The 19,870-nt window shown below is 41.8% G+C and carries 15 protein-coding genes; 1 reads left to right on the top strand and 14 read right to left on the bottom strand.

The window, feature by feature from the left end:
- The 11 genes from mtnB to Q1V93_RS12480 all read right to left on the bottom strand — a co-directional run.
- A partial coding sequence (mtnB, locus tag Q1V93_RS12530; RefSeq protein WP_300665192.1) for a methylthioribulose 1-phosphate dehydratase occupies positions 1-570 on the bottom strand: 570 nt, incomplete at its 3' end.
- 1 nt (position 571) lies between these two features.
- Positions 572-1,465, bottom strand: a complete 894-nt coding sequence (locus Q1V93_RS12525; RefSeq protein ID WP_300665191.1) for a sterol desaturase family protein — start codon at positions 1,463-1,465, stop codon at positions 572-574.
- Positions 1,466-1,483: 18 nt separating this feature from the next.
- Positions 1,484-2,305 carry an orotidine-5'-phosphate decarboxylase gene (gene pyrF / locus Q1V93_RS12520; RefSeq protein WP_300665190.1) on the bottom strand — a complete coding sequence of 274 codons (822 nt, stop codon included), beginning with the start codon at positions 2,303-2,305 and terminating at the stop codon, positions 1,484-1,486.
- A 56-nt stretch (positions 2,306-2,361) separates the two neighbouring features.
- On the bottom strand, positions 2,362-3,138 hold the full coding sequence (locus tag Q1V93_RS12515; RefSeq protein ID WP_300665189.1) for a DUF4249 family protein: 777 nt from the start codon (positions 3,136-3,138) through the stop codon (positions 2,362-2,364).
- Between the two features lie 144 nt (positions 3,139-3,282).
- Positions 3,283-5,604, bottom strand: a complete 2,322-nt coding sequence (locus Q1V93_RS12510; protein ID WP_300665188.1) for a TonB-dependent receptor — start codon at positions 5,602-5,604, stop codon at positions 3,283-3,285.
- A 171-nt stretch (positions 5,605-5,775) separates the two neighbouring features.
- On the bottom strand, positions 5,776-6,855 hold the full coding sequence (gene prfA, locus Q1V93_RS12505; protein ID WP_300665187.1) for a peptide chain release factor 1: 1,080 nt from the start codon (positions 6,853-6,855) through the stop codon (positions 5,776-5,778).
- A 39-nt stretch (positions 6,856-6,894) separates the two neighbouring features.
- Positions 6,895-8,067: an AIR synthase related protein gene (locus Q1V93_RS12500; RefSeq protein ID WP_300665186.1), complete on the bottom strand. Its 1,173-nt coding sequence runs from the start codon at positions 8,065-8,067 to the stop codon at positions 6,895-6,897.
- A gap of 191 nt (positions 8,068-8,258) precedes the next feature.
- Complete coding sequence (locus Q1V93_RS12495; RefSeq protein ID WP_300665185.1) at positions 8,259-10,430, bottom strand: OmpA family protein; 2,172 nt, start codon at positions 10,428-10,430, stop codon at positions 8,259-8,261.
- 161 nt (positions 10,431-10,591) lie between these two features.
- On the bottom strand, positions 10,592-11,620 hold the full coding sequence (locus Q1V93_RS12490; RefSeq protein WP_300665184.1) for an RluA family pseudouridine synthase: 1,029 nt from the start codon (positions 11,618-11,620) through the stop codon (positions 10,592-10,594).
- Between the two features lie 3 nt (positions 11,621-11,623).
- Positions 11,624-13,825, bottom strand: a complete 2,202-nt coding sequence (locus Q1V93_RS12485; protein ID WP_300665183.1) for a T9SS type A sorting domain-containing protein — start codon at positions 13,823-13,825, stop codon at positions 11,624-11,626.
- 15 nt (positions 13,826-13,840) lie between these two features.
- Positions 13,841-14,581: a PASTA domain-containing protein gene (locus Q1V93_RS12480; RefSeq protein WP_300665182.1), complete on the bottom strand. Its 741-nt coding sequence runs from the start codon at positions 14,579-14,581 to the stop codon at positions 13,841-13,843.
- Positions 14,582-14,780: 199 nt separating this feature from the next.
- Between Q1V93_RS12480 and Q1V93_RS12475 the strand changes: the two genes are divergently transcribed.
- Positions 14,781-15,752: a D-alanine--D-alanine ligase family protein gene (locus tag Q1V93_RS12475; RefSeq protein WP_300665181.1), complete on the top strand. Its 972-nt coding sequence runs from the start codon at positions 14,781-14,783 to the stop codon at positions 15,750-15,752.
- Positions 15,753-16,236: 484 nt separating this feature from the next.
- On the opposite strand, the gene Q1V93_RS12470 is transcribed toward Q1V93_RS12475, so the two are convergent.
- The 3 genes from Q1V93_RS12470 to Q1V93_RS12460 all read right to left on the bottom strand — a co-directional run.
- On the bottom strand, positions 16,237-16,809 hold the full coding sequence (locus Q1V93_RS12470; protein WP_300665180.1) for a leucine-rich repeat domain-containing protein: 573 nt from the start codon (positions 16,807-16,809) through the stop codon (positions 16,237-16,239).
- Positions 16,769-17,677 (bottom strand): bifunctional riboflavin kinase/FAD synthetase, encoded by a 909-nt coding sequence (locus Q1V93_RS12465; RefSeq protein WP_300665178.1) that lies wholly within the window; start codon positions 17,675-17,677, stop codon positions 16,769-16,771. The genes Q1V93_RS12470 and Q1V93_RS12465 overlap by 41 nt, the downstream gene beginning before the upstream one ends.
- Positions 17,678-18,328: 651 nt before the next feature.
- Positions 18,329-19,870, bottom strand: a 1,542-nt coding sequence (locus Q1V93_RS12460) for a gliding motility-associated C-terminal domain-containing protein (protein ID WP_300665176.1), incomplete at its 5' end; no start/stop codon positions are given.

Below are 19,870 nucleotides of genomic sequence, written 5' to 3'. Positions count from 1 at the left end.
GTATTCCGCTGTTTCCAAATGGCGTTTCGCTTCAAAGAGGTTTCTTCCCCAGGCATAAGTTCCGTGTTGACGCATGATAAATGCCGGAACCGTCAAACGGCCTTTTTCCCGGTCCAAAACAGCTGAAAAAGCAGGCATATCCTGTGTATTGTCAAAAACCGGAACCCGAACACTTGTTTCGTGCGTTTTAATTCCTTCAAATCCTTTCAATACTTCGTATCCGCTCAATTCAACTGAAGTTTGATTCTTCATGGATTGCAATACCGAATACACCGAATGACTGTGAACGATGCACATTGTTTCCGGGAATAATTCGTACAATTTGCAATGAATCAGTGTTTCTGCAGAAGGTCGAATTCCTTCAAAAGCCGGCAGAGCTTTTCCCTGCAAATCCACTTCCATGAAATCTTCCGCAGAAAAAAGCGACTTGTCGATCCCCGATTTGGAAACGAAAATGATTTCCGGGTTTTCAGCCAATCTGAATGAATAATTTGTAGACGTAGCCGGTGACCATCCTTTTTGGTGATACCCTCTGATCACTTGTGCCAGTTGCGTTTTCAAATCTTCCATTCTAATCGTTTTTTACTTGTTTGAGATGCTCGCGCAATTCCTTCGAGGTCATTGTACTTCCATCATGGCTCCAGCCCGGTGGTTTGGTGATATACAACCATTTATTCCGGAAGCCTTTTACTTTTCGTACATCTTTGTAAATAGATACCCATTCGTGGAAAATTACATTCGCCGGATTCTGGCTGATTTCTTTCTCATACAAACCATATTCGATCGGAAGATTGTCGATTTCCTTTTGAAATGTCCCGAATAATTTATCCCAAACAATGAGAATCATCCCCATGTTTTTATCCAGGTATTCTACATTGGACGCATGATGAACGCGGTGATGTGACGGTGTAACCAGGAATGTTTCCAAAAATCCCAGTTTCCCGACAGCTTTGGTGTGAACCAAAATTCCGTACGTTTGGGTAATCGAATACATGATAAAAATATCGAACGGTTCAAAACCCAGGAATACCAGGGGAATAAACCAGACAAAGCGGTAAACAGGCTGAAAAACAGAAGATCTGAACCCGGTTGTCAGGTTGTATTTATCCGATGAATGATGTGTTACATGAATCGCCCAGAAAAAGCGCACCACATGATCAATCCGGTGAATCCAGTAAAAAATAAAGTCTTCAGCAAAAAAGAGTAAAGTCCAGTAATACCAGGTTCCCGTATCCCAGTTCACCAAACGATAATCAAAGAAAAGCATCAACACAAACAGAGTAATTCCACGCATCAGGACATCAATCCCCATATTTGCGAGCATGAGATACAAATTCTGAATCGTATCTCCGACGGTATACAATTTTCGGTTGTGCCAATTACTCAGGATAATTTCACCCAAAATCAGCACCACATAAATGGGCGTACTGATAAAAATGATGAGTTTTTCTGCGTAATCAACCATTGGTTTAATCTTTTCCTCTTAAACGAACTGCTTTTCCCGTAAGATGATTTCCATTTGCTTTTGAAGATCCTGCGCTTCTTCTCTTGCTTTGGCAGCAAAATCCAACTCATCCGAAGCATAGATAATCGAGCGGGAAGCATTTACCAGCAAACCACAATCGGCATTCCATCCGTATTTAGCAACATCTTCCAGGCTTCCGCCTTGCGCACCAACTCCCGGAACCAAAAAGAAATGATTCGGAACAATTTTACGCACTTCAGCGATTCCTTCGGCGCGCGTAGCTCCCACTACATACATCAGGTTATTTTCAGAACCCCATTTAGAGCTTTTCTTCAACACTTTCTTGTACAGTTCTTCTCCCGAAGCGTCGGTTGTAAACTGAAAATCCAGCGCTCCTTTATTCGATGTAAGCGCAAGCAAAATCACCCATTTATCCTGAAAAACCTGGAATGGAGTTACCGAATCTTCTCCCATATACGGAGCAACTGTTACAGCATCACAATTCAGGTATTCAAAAAAGGTTTTTGCGTAATAGGTAGATGTATTTCCGATATCTCCGCGTTTTGCATCTGCAATTGTCAGACAGTGATCCGGAATGTAATCAATGGTCTTTTTCAGGGATTCCCATCCTTTTGGTCCCAAAGCTTCGTAGAACGCAACATTGGGTTTGTATGCCACACACAAATCGTTCGTTGCATCAATAATGGCTTTGTTGAACTCAAATATCGGGTCTTCACTTTGCAGCAAATGAGTCGGAATTTTATCCATGTCGGTATCTAAACCAACACATAAAAACGATTTTTTTGCGCGAATCTGCTGAATCAATTCCTGTCTTGTCATCTGCTTGTTTTAAGCCTGCAAAGATAAGCAAATACAACGAAAAACAAATTCCGGTACTATTGAACGATAACTGTTTTCGAATCAAAAGTCCGTGCAGAAAAATATCCCATACAGCCACCGCTCATATTTGAAACGGGATTTGCAGGTGTAGCACTGCTCGACGAATTTATCGACAACTGATTGAAGTAGCTGTAAACCGGTTTATCAATACAGAAAAAATCAACCCGAACCGTATCCTGCATTTGAATATCCGATACAAACAACGGTTGAATGACCAGGTTTCCGTCGGTGAACTGATCGTCCTGGATGTAAATACTCTTGTCTCTTTCACCGTTTCTGTATACGTGAAACTGAAAGAAATTCTGAACTCCTCCTTCGTCATAATGCGCAGGAACCACCGAAATCAACGTATCTGTTCCAAACGGATAAAAGCCTGCGTACAGGTTTGCCAGCGGCTGAAAGTTCGGCATCGTGCTGCTTCCGGAATACGTATTCCCGTCAACAGATACAGACAAAGTATAGGTTCTTCCTTCCACTCCGGGATAAGAAGTCAATTCGTACCAACCGTTTCCAACCGAAGTAAAACTCGCGGCATTTCCCAGGTTATCAATCACGGTCACCACCGCATTGTCAACTGCAGGAGGATTTGTGCTCTCATCAAAATTCTGTGTTTTGGTTACCCGTACGCGCTGAATCGTATCGCCCCGCAGAATAACGCCTTCCACTACGACCTTTTGATCCGTGTCGTTTAAATCCACATTAATTACTTTTTGACAACCTGAAATTACAAGCAGAAAAAGAAGAGACAGGAATGTTGTTATCGCAAATTTCATTTTTGTTGTATTTAATTTCTTCAATCACTTTCGTTTGTTCCTTCGCTTTAAACAATTCATCATTGCTTAGCTCAGTCTTCACCAGCCTTTCGGCTGGCTCTTATCGAAAGCGGTGCTATTATTTATCGAAAGCAGTGCTTTCTCTTATTTGAATTTAAAGTTATAAGTAATTGCAGGAACAAGTTTAAACAAAGTGGTTTGAACTGCTTCCGTTTTTGACGGATCATCCTTGTTTTCTCTAAACGTAATGGAATAGGCATTTTCACGCGCATAAGCGTTATAGATAGAGAAGTTCCAACTGCTTTCAAACTTCTTCGTGTTCTTGCGAAGCCACGTCACTCCCAAATCCAAACGATGGTAGTTCGGCATGCGATACCCGTTTCGCTCCGTATAAATAAAGTACGTTTGCCCGTCGATCTGGTATTTCCCGGAAGGGAAAGTTACTGCGTTCCCTGTGTAGAACACGAATAGTGCCGATACGGACCATTTCGGCGTAATTTCATAAATCCCGACGATGGATAAATCATGTGTGCGGTCTTGCTTTGCCAAATACCAGTTTCCGTCATTGATCCCGGCAATTTTTCGTTCCGTACGCGATAACGTATAACCGATCCACCCGGTAAACTTCCCGGTTTTCTTCTTCAGCATGATTTCCAAACCGTATGCTCTTCCGATCCCGGAAAGCAATTCTCCTTCCAGGCGTTCATTTGCCTGTTCATTTGCTCCGTTTTTATAATCCAGCTGATTCTGCATCCATTTGTAGTAAACCTCCGTACTCAATTCCAGCTTATTGTCCAAGAAATTTCTGAACCATCCCAAAGCCACCTGATCCGAAACCTCCGGCTTGATATTCAAACTGGAAGACAACCAAACATCTGTCGGTGATCCGGAAGTTGAATTGGAAATCTGGTGAATGTTCTGCGTATTTCTGGCATAAGCCGCTTTGATCGACTGACCCTTCAGATACTGCCAGCTAAACGAAACGCGCGGCTCCACATAGAAATAGGATTTCAACAATTTGTTCTTCGAATACAAGTTGGTTGTTGCCACCGATCCATCCGGGTTGTACGTATACATTTCCTCGCCATTGGCAAGTGCTATCAGGTTCGAGCCTCTCAATCCGTAACTCAGAATGAATTTCTCGCTCAGGTTATAATCATTGCTGATATAAACGGCATTTTCAATCGAATTCGTCGGTTTGATTCTTTTGACGTTGATTCCAGATTCTGCGTTTGCATCAATCTGCCCCGGCGTGATTCCGTGGTTAATGACATTCAACCCGATTTTCACTTTATTGCGGTTGTTCGGAAACCATTGAAACTCTTGCTTCACGTTGAAATCCTGGATCTGGGAAGTGATGTCGAATTTCACATCTCCGCCTGAAATCGAAATTTTGTAATCGTATTTACTATAAATGAACGAGGTGTTTGAAAACCACTTGTCGTTAATAATGTGATTCCAGCGAAGCGTTCCTGTTGCATTTCCCCAATTGATTCCGAAAATGTCTCCCAATCCCAGTTTATCTCGTCCGAAATACCCGGAAACAAACAAACGGTCTTTTTTACCGATCCGGTAATTCAATTTCGCATTCAGATCGTAAAAAAACAACTTGTTATCTTTAAACTTATCGGACAATTTCAGAAATAAATCGGCATATGTTCTTCTTCCTGAAACCAGGAAAGATGCCTTGTCTTTCGCGATCGGGCCTTCTACAAGCAGTTTGGAGGAAATCAATCCGATTCCACCGCCCACATTGTAGCGTTTCTGGTTTCCGTCATTCATTTTAATATCGAGAACAGAAGACAAACGACCTCCGTAATTCGCCGGCTGATTTCCTTTGAAAAGCATCGCATCTTTGATCGCATCCGAATTAAACGTGGAGAAAAAACCCAGTAAATGACTCGCGTTATAAACCGGAGCCTCATCCAATAAAATCAGGTTTTGATCTGCACCACCACCCCGAACATAAAATCCGGAGCTTCCCTCTCCGGCATTTTTCACCCCGGGAATCAACTGCATGGTTTTAATCAAATCCTTTTCTCCGAAAATAACCGGGATTTTCGCAATTTCTTTCGGGTCGATTTTTTCAACTCCCATCAACGGATCTCTCACATTTCCATCAGGCCTGTCGGTAGAAACAACCACTTCTTCCAATTCGGTTTCATCCTGCTCAGTCTTTAACTGAAAATCCATTGACTGAGAAGTTGTCAGATCTATTTCTTTTTCAATCATCAGATAGCCGGTTCCTGATATCTGGAACGTATATTTTCCTGCCGGTAAGGTTAAAGAATAGAAACCATATTCGTTTGTAACAGTTCCCAATTTCTGGTCTTTCACACGAATAATCGCCCCGATAATCTCTTCTCCTTTTGACGCATCCTTGATGGTTCCACTCAAAGTCGCATTGGTCTGGCCAAAGGAAATTGTAGTGATTAGAACAACTAAAATGGATAATCCTAATTTCATATTGTTGAGTTGAGGTGCAAAAATCGCATTTATCAGTCAATTGTGGTTAAAAAAATGGTGAATGGTTATCATTATTCGGTTAAAGGCATATTATCAACTAAAAACGAAAAAGGTGGTTTAGACTCTGCTCAACCACCTTTTCCAATATCCCTATTCAATTTTTCAATAGAGTTAGTTCAATTCACCTTTCATTTTTTCGGCATTTTCGGCCATTTTTAAAGCGTCAATCATTTCCTGAATATCTCCGTTCATAAATGCATTTAAGTTGTACATCGTTTTATTGATACGGTGATCCGTGATTCGTCCCTGCGGATAATTATAGGTTCTGATTTTTGCCGAACGGTCTCCCGTCGAAACCAGGGTTTTTCTTTGTGCTGCACGTTCCTGGTGCACCCGATCCAATTCTGCCTGGTACAAACGTGAACGCAAAACGGAAATCGCCTTCTCGAGGTTTTTATGCTGTGAACGTCCATCCTGACATTCGACTACTACTCCGGTCGGAATATGTGTCAAACGAATTGCCGATTCTGTTTTGTTAATGTGCTGTCCTCCCGCTCCTGAAGCCCGGAAAGTGTCTTTCCGCACATCATTCATATCGAGTTCGAAATCCACTTCTTCTGCTTCCGGTAAAACGGCTACGGTGATTGCAGAAGTATGAACGCGGCCCTGGGATTCCGTTTCCGGCACACGCTGCACGCGGTGAACACCCGATTCGAACTTCAGCATTCCGTAAATTCCTGCTCCCGTGATACTCATGGAAACTTCCTTGTATCCTTTTCCGGAACCTTCCGAAGAGTTCACAATTTCATAAGACCAGCCCACTTCTTTAAAGTACATGGTATACATCCGGAAAATATCTTCCACGAAGATACATGCCTCATCACCACCGGTTCCGGCGCGCAATTCGACAATCGCATTTTTATCATCTTCCGGATCTTTCGGAATCAGAAGCACTTTGATCTCTTCTTCGATTTCCGGTCTTTTCTGCTCCAGTTCGTTGATTTCCATCTTCGCCATCTCCCGCATTTCGGGGTCGGTTTCAGTTTCAAGCAATTCTTTCGAACTCTTCAGGTTATCCAGGATGTTTTTATATGCTTTATAAGCGTTATCGACCTCTTCCAGGTCTCTATATTCCTTGTTCAACTTCACATAACGATCCATGTCGGAAATAATCTCCGGGTCGGTAATCATTTTACCAACTTCCACAAATCGAAAGTGAATCGCTTCCAGTTTACTTAATAAATCTTGCATTTGATTTTATGTAGTCTTTAATTCCAAAAGGAGGATTGGTTATGAATGATAAACAAACTCTCCTACTTCCGAGCGAACAGTTACCTGTTTGCCCTCCATTTTTTCAACACGTCCGATAATTTGGGCATCAATCCCAAAAGACTTGCTGATCTCAATAATTTGCTGTGCTTCGCTTTCCGGCAAGTAAACTTCCATGCGATGCCCCATATTGAATACTTTGTACATTTCTTTCCAATCCGTTCCGGATTCTTCCTGAATCATTCTGAACAATGGAGGAATCGGGAACAAGTTATCTTTGATCACGTGCACACCGTCAACGAAGTGAAGCACTTTTGTCTGCGCTCCGCCCGAGCAATGAACCATTCCGTGAATGGATGAACGGCATTGATCCAACATTGCTTTGATAACCGGAGCATACGTTCTTGTAGGGGAAAGCACCAACTTTCCTGCATCAACCGGAACTCCTTCTACGGAATCCGTCAGGTTCTTCGATCCGGAATAAACCAGCTCAGCAGGAACTGCCGCGTCAAAACTTTCAGGATATTTTGCAGCCAATGTTTTATTGAAAACGTCGTGTCGGGCAGAAGTCAATCCGTTTGATCCCATTCCACCGTTGTATGCATCTTCATACGTTGCCTGACCGAATGATGCCAATCCGACGATTACATCTCCTCCTTGAATCGTGTGATTGGAAATCACGTCCGAACGTTTCATGCGGCAAACTACCGTAGAATCCACGATAATTGTACGTACCAAATCTCCCACATCAGCAGTTTCGCCTCCTGTAGAGTAAATTCCGATTCCCTGGCCACGGAGTGTTTCAAGTAATTCTTCTGTTCCGTTGATAATCGCAGCAATGACTTCTCCTGTAATCAGGTTTTTGTTTCTCCCGATGGTCGATGACAGCAAAATATTTTCCGTTGCTCCAACACAGAGCAAATCATCAATATTCATGATCAATGCGTCCTGGGCGATTCCTTTCCATACAGAAACATCGCCGGTTTCTTTCCAATACATATACGCCAATGAAGACTTCGTTCCCGCACCGTCGGCATGCATAACGATACAGTAATCTTCATCACCAGTCAAATAATCGGGAACTATCTTACAAAATGCTTTTGGGAACAAGCCTTTATCGACTTTTTTGATCGCATTATGTACTTCTTCCTTTCCAGCGGAAACACCTCGTAAATTATATCGAACGTCTGACATATGTAAAATTGAAAGCGCAAAGTTACAAAATTCAATTGAGAGCATTGCGCACAAAAAAGCCTTCGTATGAACGAAGGCTTTTTCTATTCTTTTCAGCAGTCTTTTACACTGCGCTATTGCTTGTATTTTATTCCAAACTGTGCTTTGTTGGCTGCACTAACGCTTGCCTACATCGAAAGCAGTGCTTTCTCTTACTTTGCTTTTGGAAGCGGTTTAAAGACCAGGAAGTCCGGATTAGCTGGCAGAGCTGAACTTGCATCAAACTCTAAAGTAACCACTTTTCCTTCCGTACGTCTGTTGAACTGTTGAAGCTGTTCAAACAATTTCTTGTTTGTTTTCTTGAACTGGTTCATGTAAGCTTCTTTCAACACGATCACTTGCGTACCTGGTTTCGGAGCTCCGTCAAGCATTGGTTCGTTTTCGTGATAAACACCACCGTTCAGGTAAACTGTTCTTGGCTCACGCTCTCCTTTTCCAACCGGAATAATTCTTCTCGGATCAATTCCTTTTTCCTCCACTAAGAACTTGTAACAAGCCTTCGCACGGTTTTCAGAAAGAACCTGGTTGTAAACATCATTACCACGAGGGTCAGTATGTGAACTCAACTCAAGAACCAATCCCGGATTATCAACTAATAAGTTGTAAACGAACAACAAGGAATCCTTTGAATTAATCGTAGAGTCAACTAACAAATCCCATTTTGCCAAAGGATAACGAACTTCCGGAAGTCGGATTGCTTTTTTGATTGGGAATAATCCCATATCCAATACGAAATCCTGGTTGTACATCAATCCTTTTGTAGAGATCGAAGCTCCGTTTTTGTCTTCGTAATATCCTTCTTTCGAAATAGCAATTTTGTAATCTGAATTCTCCTGGATGTAACGATCTCCGTTTGGTTTTTTATCCCAGTAAACAGATCCGTCTTTTGCAGTCAAACCTTCCCATTTTTCGTTCGGATTAGATCCTGTAACAACAACTTTCACCCCTTCGATCTTTGTTTGACGTGTTTTGTCAATCAAGTCAAATACATTTACTTTCAAAGAGAAAATGTTCGGAGGAAGTTCATACATCCATAAATCAGGGCTGAATTGCTCACCAACGTTTCCTTTACGCTCAGATGTGAAATAACCTTTACGGTCATCTACTTCAACCATTGCGTAGTCGTTGAACTCAGAGTTAATCGGAGAACCATAGTTTGTCGGTTTTTCCCATTGGTATTTATCTCCTACTTTCTCAGCGCGGAACATATCCAAACCTCCCATTCCCGGAAGACCGTCAGAAGCATAAATCAAATCTCCGTTTTTCGCAAAGCTCGGGAACAATTCATTTCCTGCCGTGTTGACCTCAGGCCCCATGTTTACAGGAGTTGTCCATGAATCTGATTTTTTATCGTAAGTAGTATACCATAAATCGTGTCCTCCTTGTCCACCTGGCAAATCAGAAGCAAAGATCAAATACTTTCCATCGTCGCTCACACATGGATGTCCTACAGACAAGGTATCATTTGATTTCAAAGAAAGTTTCTTCGGACGTTCCCATCCTTTACCTCCTAATTCAGACATATAGATATCACAACCTAAGTTTTTCTTTTTAGTACTTGGACAACGTGTAAAGAACATCGTTTTACCACGTGCATCAATACACAACGTACCTTCACTATCTTCTGTGTTAATACTGTCACCAACAATTGGCTTCGGTTCCAACCAGTTTCCTTTTTTATCAATTTCAGACACGAAAATGTCCATGTATTTCTGACAAGTCAACGGATCCTTTGCTTTCCCTGTTATTCCTTCACGATCACTGGATGTACCGAATGCGATTTTTGTATCTTTTTTGTCAACAAACATCGGAGCCATCTCAAATCCTTCTTTATTCAATGCTTTCACATTTGAAACCGTATGACGTGTTCTGTTTTCTTTAAACTCTTCATACATCTTGCAAGAAGCGATTCCAACATCCGCTCTCGGATCATCCGGAACCAATGCTTTATACGCCGTATAATTGTCCTGAGCCTTTTTCAAGTCGCCCATTTGACGTAACATGTCTGCATTATACAACAAAACAAGTGGTTCTTTTTGTTGAAACTTCAATAAAATGGCTTTTTCATACCACTCATTAGCTCTTTTGAAATTATCAACGTTTCTATAGCATTCTGCAGTTTTGAACGCCATGTCTCCTTTCATTGCAAGACCTGATTTAGACTTACGTTTGATTTTTGAATAGGCTAACTCACATTTTGATGCTGCTTCGCAGTAGTTTCCACTTCTAAACTGAGTATTTGCATCTTTAATTTGCTTCACTTGTCCGAAAGACAGATTGGAAACAATTAAAAGTCCAGATAAAATAAGCGTTTTAACATTCATAGCAAGGTGCAATCTTTTTATATAAACACAGTGATATTCGACAAACTATTGGCTTAAAGGTATAGTTGTTCAGTATCATGATTGCCGAAATTAAATTAAAATTTTGAATACGCACTATTTATGCGAGAAAAAAAAACGTCAAAATCAGTTTTTGTGATAAATTACTCAGCGACGTATCTTTCCCATTTTTGCAGTAAAACCTGAAATCCTTCAGGTAAATCAGAGTCAAACTGCATCCATTCGCGGGTCTTCGGATGTTGGAATCCTAACGATTTAGCGTGTAACGCCTGACCCGGAATCAGATCAAAACAATTATGTATGAATTGCTTGTATTTATCGTGTGTAGTCCCTTTCACAATGCGGTCTCCGCCATATTCCAGGTCGTGAAACAAGGGATGTCCTTTCCATTTCAAATGGGTTCTGATCTGGTGTGTTCGCCCGGTTTCCAGTTTACACTCGACCAAAGTCACCAAACCGAAACGTTTTAAAACTTTTACGTGCGTTACGGCATGTTTTCCATGGTCTCCTTCCGGAAAAACAGTCATAACCTTCCGGTTTTGAAGCGAGCGCCCCAAGTTTCCTTCGATGCGCATATCTTCTTCCACATCCCCCCAAACCAGGGCATGATACCTTCTTTCGGTTGTTCTGTCGTAAAACTGCTTTGCCAGATTGGTCAATGCGTCTTCTGTTTTGGCAACAACCATGATTCCGGTCGTATGTTTATCCAGGCGATGAACCAAACCGGGACGGCCGTAGTAATCCGATTTCCGTTCCGGTAAATTATCAAAGTGAAAAACCAATGCATTCACAAGTGTTCCCGTGTAATTTCCATATCCGGGATGCACCACCATATCTGCCGGTTTGTTGATGACGATCAATTCATTGTCTTCGTACACAACATCGAGTGGAATATCCTGGGGAATCAGTTCAATTTCACGAACCGGATAAGGTAAAACAATTGCTACCTCATCTTTGGGCTTCACCTTGTAGTTTGATTTAACGGGATTTCCGTTCACAACAATACTTCCGTTCTTTGCCGCAGATTGAATCTTATTGCGTGAAGTATTCGGAAGTTTGTCTATCAGGTACTTATCAATCCGGACCGATTCCTGACCGGAATCAACCTGAAAGCGATAATGCTCAAAAAGTTCCTCTTCTTCCTGTTCAACATCCTGAGCATTGTCATTCATCTTTTATCGGATAATTTTTTTAACGTCTTGTGAATTGTTTAATTTCAAAAAGTAGATTCCGGACGGAGAATCACTTAAATCAAATTGCGGATTTTCTGAAGAAACATTCAAAAGAATTCTTCCCTGAGCATCAATTAAAACTGCTCCCGGGAATGGCTCTTCGGATCTCCAGTCGATTCGTACAATTCCTTCTGTCGGATTCGGGAAAACACCCCATGAAATTTCTTTTGTTCGTTCTTCTACTGACAAATCAATATTATCCTGCGTCAGGATCAGAGGACGCATCATCGGCACCCCCGGAAGGGATGAATTTGTCCAGCTGGTTCCTCCGTTCAGGGAAAAGAACACTTTATCAGAATGTACATTGTTTTTATCGAAACCAATATTCAACGGCTCCGGATCAATTTGTCTCATTCCGACATAAAATGAACCCGCCGGCAAAGACAACCTGGTGTCCTTTAAAATATAATCCGTATAAATTCCGCGCCCATCTTCATAAATCGGAGTTCTTGGGTAGAAAAACTGATCTTCATACAACACTGCTCCCGGTACCCCGTTATTGTCTCCCCAAACAGTCAGCAAAAACAATTTGTGAGACAAGTCTTTTACTGTCGGAACGAAACACATCCGGACACCAAGCAGCGTATCTGCTTTATAAGGCGTAAACTTCAATGCCAATCTCGCCTGTACCTGTGAAAGGCCATATGCTGATTCTGCCGAACCATCATCGTAAGCATACACATTTTCGAAAACTTGTTGCGTATAGGAAGAATCATTCAACGGCAGGTTTGGAAACGGTGCTCCCGCATTGCCAATAACATCAAAGGTTTTGGTAGCTGCCGAAGGTGTTGTGGAAAACGTATATCCACCCGTAAAATTATGGAAACTTTCAACAACCGTTCTTGGCTCATAATTGATTCCATCAGATAAAAGCGATCCGATCAACGTAAAAGATCCTTCCGTTGTACCGTTGAAATTTACTTTTACACTTCCGTTCATGTTGTTTTCCAGAATATTGGAACCGTTTCTCACAGTCACTTTCACTTCCGAATTCATGTGAGTCGGGTCGTGAACCCAATGTTCCCATGGAACTTCCGTATACGTATCAACCAACGATCCGATCTTGTATACAAATGCAAAATCTTTAAATAAGGTATCCTGGTATCCGCTTCCGTTTCTCAAATGCACATAATCCAAATGGAATTCGTCCAGCATTCCGGAAAGTCCGCCGTAATTCTTAAACCGGAATTTGAATCCGTCCGTCAAATATGCGGCATTGGTAATTTTCAGGTGAGCCATTTTAAAATCGCTCACAGGACCTCCGTTCATCGCCCAAACACGGTTCCAATGATTTGTTCCCTTATTAAAGAATTCCAGTACCAATGAATCCTGTTGCTCCGGCTCATCACCGAAACCTTGTCTTTGAACCAGGAAACTCAGGTAAATGGAGTCATTCGGAGCATAAGAAGACAAATCAATCACTTTCGAAGTCAGGTAATCTGCATACCCGGTTTGCGTTGTTCCGATTGCGTAAGGATATCCGGATTCATCGAGTCCATCGAATGTTGCAACTCCCAATGTCCACGGATTAACCGCACTGGTATAATTATGATAAACAAATTTATCTGTCCAGTATTTTGTAGGATCTGCTTCATGATAGAAAAAAACGATCACAGAATCTTGTTTGATATCCGGGTTGGTCATCGGAACAGTATCTGCCGGTGTTCCCTGATCCAGATCTTCGTAAATATTGTAAGGCGGGTAAAATTGAATGGTGGAATAAACTACCGGATAATTCTGAAAATTTGCCTGTTTGATTGAAATCAGCGGCAAAGCACTTTCCGTTGTTGTTCCTCCGGAAGTGGTATACTTCTTAGTTGGATTACTGGAAAATTTTTTGTCATTCGTCAAAGGAACGTTCAGCAAATCTGTCAGATAATAATATTTCTGTTCCGTCACGCCTGCATCTCCGGGTTGTGCATTCATTTCCGAAAATTTGGAATGAGAGAACTCATCCAGAATCGGCAATGACAATGTATCAAAAGAATAAACAAATGTGCTGTCAATCGTTGTGGTGCTTTTCAAGCTCAAAGACTTTGGTTTTGCATCACCTCTTTTCATTGCTCCGATCGGACTAAGCACTTCCTGTCCGAATGAGATTAAAGCAACAACGAATACGAAAACGGGTACTAAAGTAAATTTCATCTAATTCAAAATTACCTACCTTTTTTCAGCTGAAACTGTAATTGTTGTACCAGGCGAAACGGTCACTCCTTCCAAATATTCAGGGCTTTGAGAATAAATAACAGCAGTGGTCGTATCAGCAGCGTTTGTACATCCATCACATACTCCGACTAAAACATGTAGCGATATTCCACTTAAACGTGCTTTAGCCTCAGATATTGTCAAACCGTTCAAATCAATTAATGTAACCGGCTGGGCAGCGTTATTCTGACCAACTACCAGAGTAACCGTACTTCCGATCGGAATTTTTGTTCCTTCCTTAATCTCTCTTCCGTTGTAAAGCTGTCTCAATACGGCTCCATTTGATTCACTGGTAGGAACATAATTCTTACGGTATTTCAACCCTCTGTTTTTCAAGACGCTTTCCGCCATTCGTTCTGATTTATCAATCAAACTCGGCATTTCAACCAGGCGCGATTTTTTGGAAACCTGTACGCGGATAATCCGCCCCGACTTCACATAAACCATTGATTTGGATGTTGGAAGCGGATCCTGGGAAACAATTGTTCCAACCGGCAATTCAGGTCTGTATACAGAATCCAGCATTTCGATCTTCAAATCCAGCTCTTCCAGTTTGGATTGTGCGCTTGCTGTTTTAAGTCCAACTACATTCGGAACATCTATTTTCTCCCCGTGATTGGTATACTGATCCAAATAGATCACTACAATTGTAATCACCAGGAAATATGTCAGCACAATGAAGAGCGTATGCTTCAAAAAGTGTTTACTCCAAACAAATGCCTTAAGCTTTTGAAAAAACTTCATATATCGATTGTAAGTTGCAACAAATATAGAAAGAATGTTTCTGCGAGAATACAACGACAGATGAAGCTTTTAACAATCTATTCTGAAAACTTTTCTCCGCAAGATCAAATGAAGGTTCAATTATCCGCTAATTTTGTAAAAAATACAAGGTATGAAGCGAGTTGGTTTATTTTGCGGCGGATATTCTTCTGAGTTTGAAATCTCATTAAAAAGTGCTCAAACCATTATGGATAATTTCCCTTCCGGTTACGAGGTCGTACCGATTCATGTATTTGAAGACGGATGGTTTGTTCCTCAAGGTGCTGAAAAACTTCCTTTTTCGATCGAACGCATGAGTTATCAAAGCGCAGGGATAGAGTCTAAAATTGATGTCGGACTTATTTATATTCATGGAAATCCCGGTGAAAACGGAAAAATTCAGGCTTTGCTGGATATGAAAGGAATTCCTTACGTCAATTCGAACGCGCTTGCTTCCGAACTGAGTTTTGACAAATGGTATTGCAACCAATTTCTTTCCCGCTTCGGGATTCCGGTTGCGAAATCACTTTTCCTGAAATCCCGTACAGAATTTACCGAAAGCGAAATCCTGGATCAATTGGGTCTTCCTTGTTTTGTAAAACCTTCTGATTCCGGTTCAAGTTTCGGGATCAGCAAAGTTTCCAAAGCCGGCGATCTTTCTGCAGCATTAGATAAAGCTTTTGAAGAAGGTGACACGATTGTGATCGAAGCATTCTTAAAAGGTACGGAAGTGACTTGCGGAATCTACCGCTCTCCATCTGGTTTAATCCCGCTTCCATTAACGGAAATTGTTACGGATAATGATTTCTTCGATTACGAAGCCAAATATTTAGGACAGTCCCAGGAAATTACTCCGGCAAGAATTCCGGATTCAATCAGAGATTTGGTTTGGGAACGATCCAAAGAAATTTACAGTTTGCTTCAATTGAGATCCATTGCACGAATTGATTTCATGGTTGTGGATGGAATTCCTCATGTAATCGAGGTGAACACCACTCCGGGATTCTCTACTGCAAGCCTGGTTCCACAAATGCTTGGCGTTTACGGAAAATCAATCCGCGATTTCTGGACAGAGATTTTTGAAGTAGAATTAAAATCGATGTAAGACGAGCGTTCGTGCAGTCAAAAAAATGAGAAAATTATCCGCCGAATCTCTTGCTATAACTGGCCGGTATGCAATATCGCGAACAAGCAACCAGGAAGCGGAAATTCTATAAAACTGAAAAAGGGTACAATCCAAATAGTACCCTTTTCCAAACCTAAAACCCAATTTACCAAACCAATCAGAGAGATTTCTGATTTATACTTGACACCCATATGATGTCACGAATTTTAAAAGGTTGGAAAAAAAGAAAAATATTTTTTCAAATTGTTTCAATTAAAGAAGATGCCTCTATCTGAACATGGGGAATCCATCTTTAATAAAGTGCGCGTATCTGTGCTTGAATAGCATCCTTTTTATATACACATCAGTTCTGCGGCTTTTCCGTCTTGTGAGACGGAGCCTCAGTCTTCATCCGCTTGCGCGCTCCATCGGCTTTTCCGTCTTGTGAGACGGAGCCTCAGTCTTCATCCGCTTGCGCGGATTCTTACTCGACGCAATGACAAGGTGGGTCAAAATACCATTTCACCTGCGGCATCGACTGTTCCCACTTCTGCTGAAAACGGGGTCCAAGCATAATGGATCGCATATCTACAGCCTCCAATTTCTTCAGATTCAATAATTCTTCCGGCAACGAATTAATCGGATTATCCCAAATGTCCAACACCTTTAAATCCGTCAGATACCCGATACAAGCAGGAAGCGAACTGATTTTATTCCGTGCAGCATGAAATCGCTGTAATTTCGGAAGCTGACAAATAACAATCGGTGAGGCGTCAATATTGTTTTTTGTAGCGTCCAATGTTTTTAACTGTTTGAACACGCCCATTTCCAAAGGAAGTTCCTTCAGTTTGTTTTTGGAAACATTCAAATATTTCAGATTCTTAAATGAATACAGATTTTCCGGGATTTTCTCCCATTTCAATTTAGATGCGTCAATTGCTAAAATGGTGTCCGGGTTAGCTCTCTGGACTTCTTCCCAGCGATAAATTTTTAATGTATCCTGCGCGTACAGGAAATTACAGGCGTACAGAAAGGTAATTGCGAGCAGTAACTTCATCTAGTTGAATTTGATTCTTTAAATCTTCTATGTTCTCAAAACGCTTTTCATCACGAATATGTTGCATCACTTCTATTTTCATTTCCTGTCCATAGATTTCTTCACTGAAATCAAATAAATGAATTTCAATGGTTACTTCCCCGTTATTTGCAACTGTAGGTCTTGTACCCACATTCATCACACCGTGAATCAATTGATCTCCGAGATATGCTTTCGCGGCATACACTCCGTTTTTCGGAACAATTTTCTCCGAATTTCCCAGATCAATATTGGCAGTCGGATAACCAATTGTTCTGCCGATCTGCTGCCCCTTCACCACCTTTCCTTTCAATACGAAAGGAGTTCCCAATAACGAAGCGGCGTAGGTCACATTTCCTTCCAGAATCGCATTCCGGATTTTTGTGGAGCTAATCGTGGTTTCTCCAACAGCAATTGCCGGAAGCTGATACACATCAAAATGATACAATTCTCCCAATTCCTGCAATTCCTGAAACGATCCTTCGCGGTTTTTTCCGAAATGATGGTCGTGTCCGATGTGCATTTCACTGATTCCAATCTGATTTACGAGTACGTCCCGAACGAATTCCATGGCGGAAAGTCGTGAAAACTCTTTGGTGAACGGAAAAAGAATCACGGTATCAAGACCCAATTCTTCCAGTTTTGCCAGTTTTTCATCAACCGTATCAATTAATTTAACGGAATGACTTTCGGGATAAAGCACTTTTCTCGGATGCGGATCAAAGGTAAACAACACGGATTCCTTCCTCTCATTTTTAGCCTTTTCAACCAATGAACGAATAATTTCCTGGTGTCCCAAATGAACACCATCATAGGTTCCCAAAGTAAGGATTGGGCTATTAAACTTCATTTCAGGGCTCAATTGCCGAACAATACGCATAGTACAAATGTAGTTAAACAAAAAAAGACTGCAATTGCCGGAGTCTTTTTTACTTCAGGTTTTGTTTGAAAATAGTTGAGGAATGAATTCTTCTGACGGTCACGAGGAAACCAAGGTAGTAGGAAAAAGATGAAATTTTACATTTTTGAGAAATAATATTGAGACAGAGGGAGTCAAGACTTGAAGAGTCGGGGTCTTGAGGCTGATATGGATAAATTGGTGTCAAAAACGGCTGAAACGCCCTAAAACCACATGTTAATTCTATAACATTTTGATACTGTATCTATGCTCTACCCATACTCTACCTATGCTCTATCTATACCTGACCTATATCATGTGGTTTGGGAAAGCTGTTTTCCGAGTTTTTTTCAATTGTTTTTTGGTAATCCAAAGCACAACTATGTGAAATGGATGTGTTTAGTAGTTAACGGGTTGTTTTATTTCCGAAAGCCCGCAGAGTATCTTTTAAAAATTCACGGGAAATCTATTCCGGAGAACCATAACTGATTTCGCTTCTCAAGCACTTTGCTTCTACCCTTTTTCAAGAAACAATCCCGACAGACTTCGGCTGAGTTTACAGAGAAGTCTGTCGGAGTTCGTTTTGTGTGTGTTTTCATTTGCTTAACGGATCAATTGAATATTTCCTTGTCCTTTGAGCACGGTTCCGTTGATTCCTTCAATTTCATATTGAAAGAAATAAACTCCGTCGGATGCCGGATTTCCATTTACGGTTCCATCCCAAAAGCCCTGAATATCGTCGTATTCATGCATCCGGTCTCCCCAGCGGTTCACAATTTTAACTTTGACAGATGTCACGTAATCGGCTGAAATGAAGAAGCGGTCGTTGTTATTGTCTCCGTTCGGAGTAAAAATATTCGGAACAAGGATAACGGGGTCTTCAAAAGGAAGCACACTGATCAAAAGCGTATCCGTATCCGTACACGAGCCATTCATTGCGGTTAACACCACCATGTATTCTCCCGGATTATTGTATGAAACCTGCTGCCCGGAGGTGTTCTGCGAATTATACTCCAACCCGTTTCCGAAATTCCAGTGATAGGAATCAGCACCGGTGGAATTATTATCAAAATTGACTGTCAGGGTCGGATGCCCGGAGTTAAGATCTGACGAAAGATTCGAAACCGGGTACGGAACCACCACCACCGTGATCTGATCGGTATTCTGACAACCATTCGCATCCGTTCCTACAACTGAATAAGTTTGAGTCAACCCCGGAGTAAAAGAAACGCTATTCACTACTCCATTATTCCAGGCATACGTTTGTGCGCCGGAACCGGATAATGTCACCGCCGTTCCCTGGCAAACAGACTGATCTGCTCCCGCATTTACATTTGGCAGCGGATTCACAGTTACAACGACCTGGTCTGTTGCCTGGCAGCCATTCACGGAAGTTCCTGTTACCGTATAGGTTTGTGTTGCATTCGGAACAAATGAAACTCCGTTATTCACTCCGTTGTTCCAATTGTATGTTTGAGCGCCTGAAGCAAACAGAATCACCGAAGCTCCCTGGCAAACAGCCTGATCTGCTCCTGCATTTACAACCGGAACAGGATTGACCGTTACAAGTACCTGATCCGTATTCTGACAACCGTTCGCATCTGTTCCGGTACATGTATACATCCCCGTTGTTGTTGGCGTAAACGGAACATTATTCGTTCCGCCGTTATCCCATAAATATGTTTGAGCGCCGGAACCGGACAATGTCACATTCACCCCCGCACAAACTATCTGAGGCAAACCGGCTTCTACTACCGGCAGCGGATTTACTGTCACCGAAACCTGGTCTGTCGATTGACAACCATTCACATCCGTTCCGGTTACCGTATAGGTTTGTGTAGAAACCGGAACAAAAGCAACTCCGTTCGTTATACCATTTGTCCAGGTATAGGTTTGCGCTCCCGAACCGGATAATGTCACCGTTCCGCCCTGACAAAGAGATTGGTCCATTCCCGCATCGACTGTTGGCAAAGGATTTACCGTCACCGAAACCTGAGCTGTATTCTGACAACCATTTGCATCCGTTCCTGTAACCGTATAGGTTTGCGTTGAAGTGGGTGTAAAAGAAACTCCATTGTTCACGGAATTGTCCCACGCGTAAGTTTGCGCGCCGGAACCGGACAAAGTAATCGATCCTCCCTGGCA

Origin of the sequence: Fluviicola sp. (genome assembly GCF_030151805.1) — a bacterium.
GTDB lineage: Bacteria > Bacteroidota > Bacteroidia > Flavobacteriales_D > Crocinitomicaceae > Fluviicola.
This window is presented reverse-complemented; position numbering and strand designations above follow the sequence as displayed.

What these genes read in the sequence shown, in the direction of transcription:
- Q1V93_RS12525 (WP_300665191.1), bottom strand. Translation starts at nt 1,465, where the DNA reads ATGGTTGATTACGCAGAAAAACTCATCATTTTTATCAGTACGCCCATT.
- pyrF (WP_300665190.1), bottom strand. Translation starts at nt 2,305, where the DNA reads ATGACAAGACAGGAATTGATTCAGCAGATTCGCGCAAAAAAATCGTTT.
- Q1V93_RS12515 (WP_300665189.1), bottom strand. Translation starts at nt 3,138, where the DNA reads ATGAAATTTGCGATAACAACATTCCTGTCTCTTCTTTTTCTGCTTGTA.
- Q1V93_RS12510 (WP_300665188.1), bottom strand. Translation starts at nt 5,604, where the DNA reads ATGAAATTAGGATTATCCATTTTAGTTGTTCTAATCACTACAATTTCC.
- prfA (WP_300665187.1), bottom strand. Translation starts at nt 6,855, where the DNA reads ATGCAAGATTTATTAAGTAAACTGGAAGCGATTCACTTTCGATTTGTG.
- Q1V93_RS12500 (WP_300665186.1), bottom strand. Translation starts at nt 8,067, where the DNA reads ATGTCAGACGTTCGATATAATTTACGAGGTGTTTCCGCTGGAAAGGAA.
- Q1V93_RS12495 (WP_300665185.1), bottom strand. Translation starts at nt 10,430, where the DNA reads ATGAATGTTAAAACGCTTATTTTATCTGGACTTTTAATTGTTTCCAAT.
- Q1V93_RS12490 (WP_300665184.1), bottom strand. Translation starts at nt 11,620, where the DNA reads ATGAATGACAATGCTCAGGATGTTGAACAGGAAGAAGAGGAACTTTTT.
- Q1V93_RS12485 (WP_300665183.1), bottom strand. Translation starts at nt 13,825, where the DNA reads ATGAAATTTACTTTAGTACCCGTTTTCGTATTCGTTGTTGCTTTAATC.
- Q1V93_RS12475 (WP_300665181.1), top strand. Translation starts at nt 14,781, where the DNA reads ATGAAGCGAGTTGGTTTATTTTGCGGCGGATATTCTTCTGAGTTTGAA.
- Q1V93_RS12470 (WP_300665180.1), bottom strand. Translation starts at nt 16,809, where the DNA reads ATGAAGTTACTGCTCGCAATTACCTTTCTGTACGCCTGTAATTTCCTG.
- Q1V93_RS12465 (WP_300665178.1), bottom strand. Translation starts at nt 17,677, where the DNA reads ATGAAGTTTAATAGCCCAATCCTTACTTTGGGAACCTATGATGGTGTT.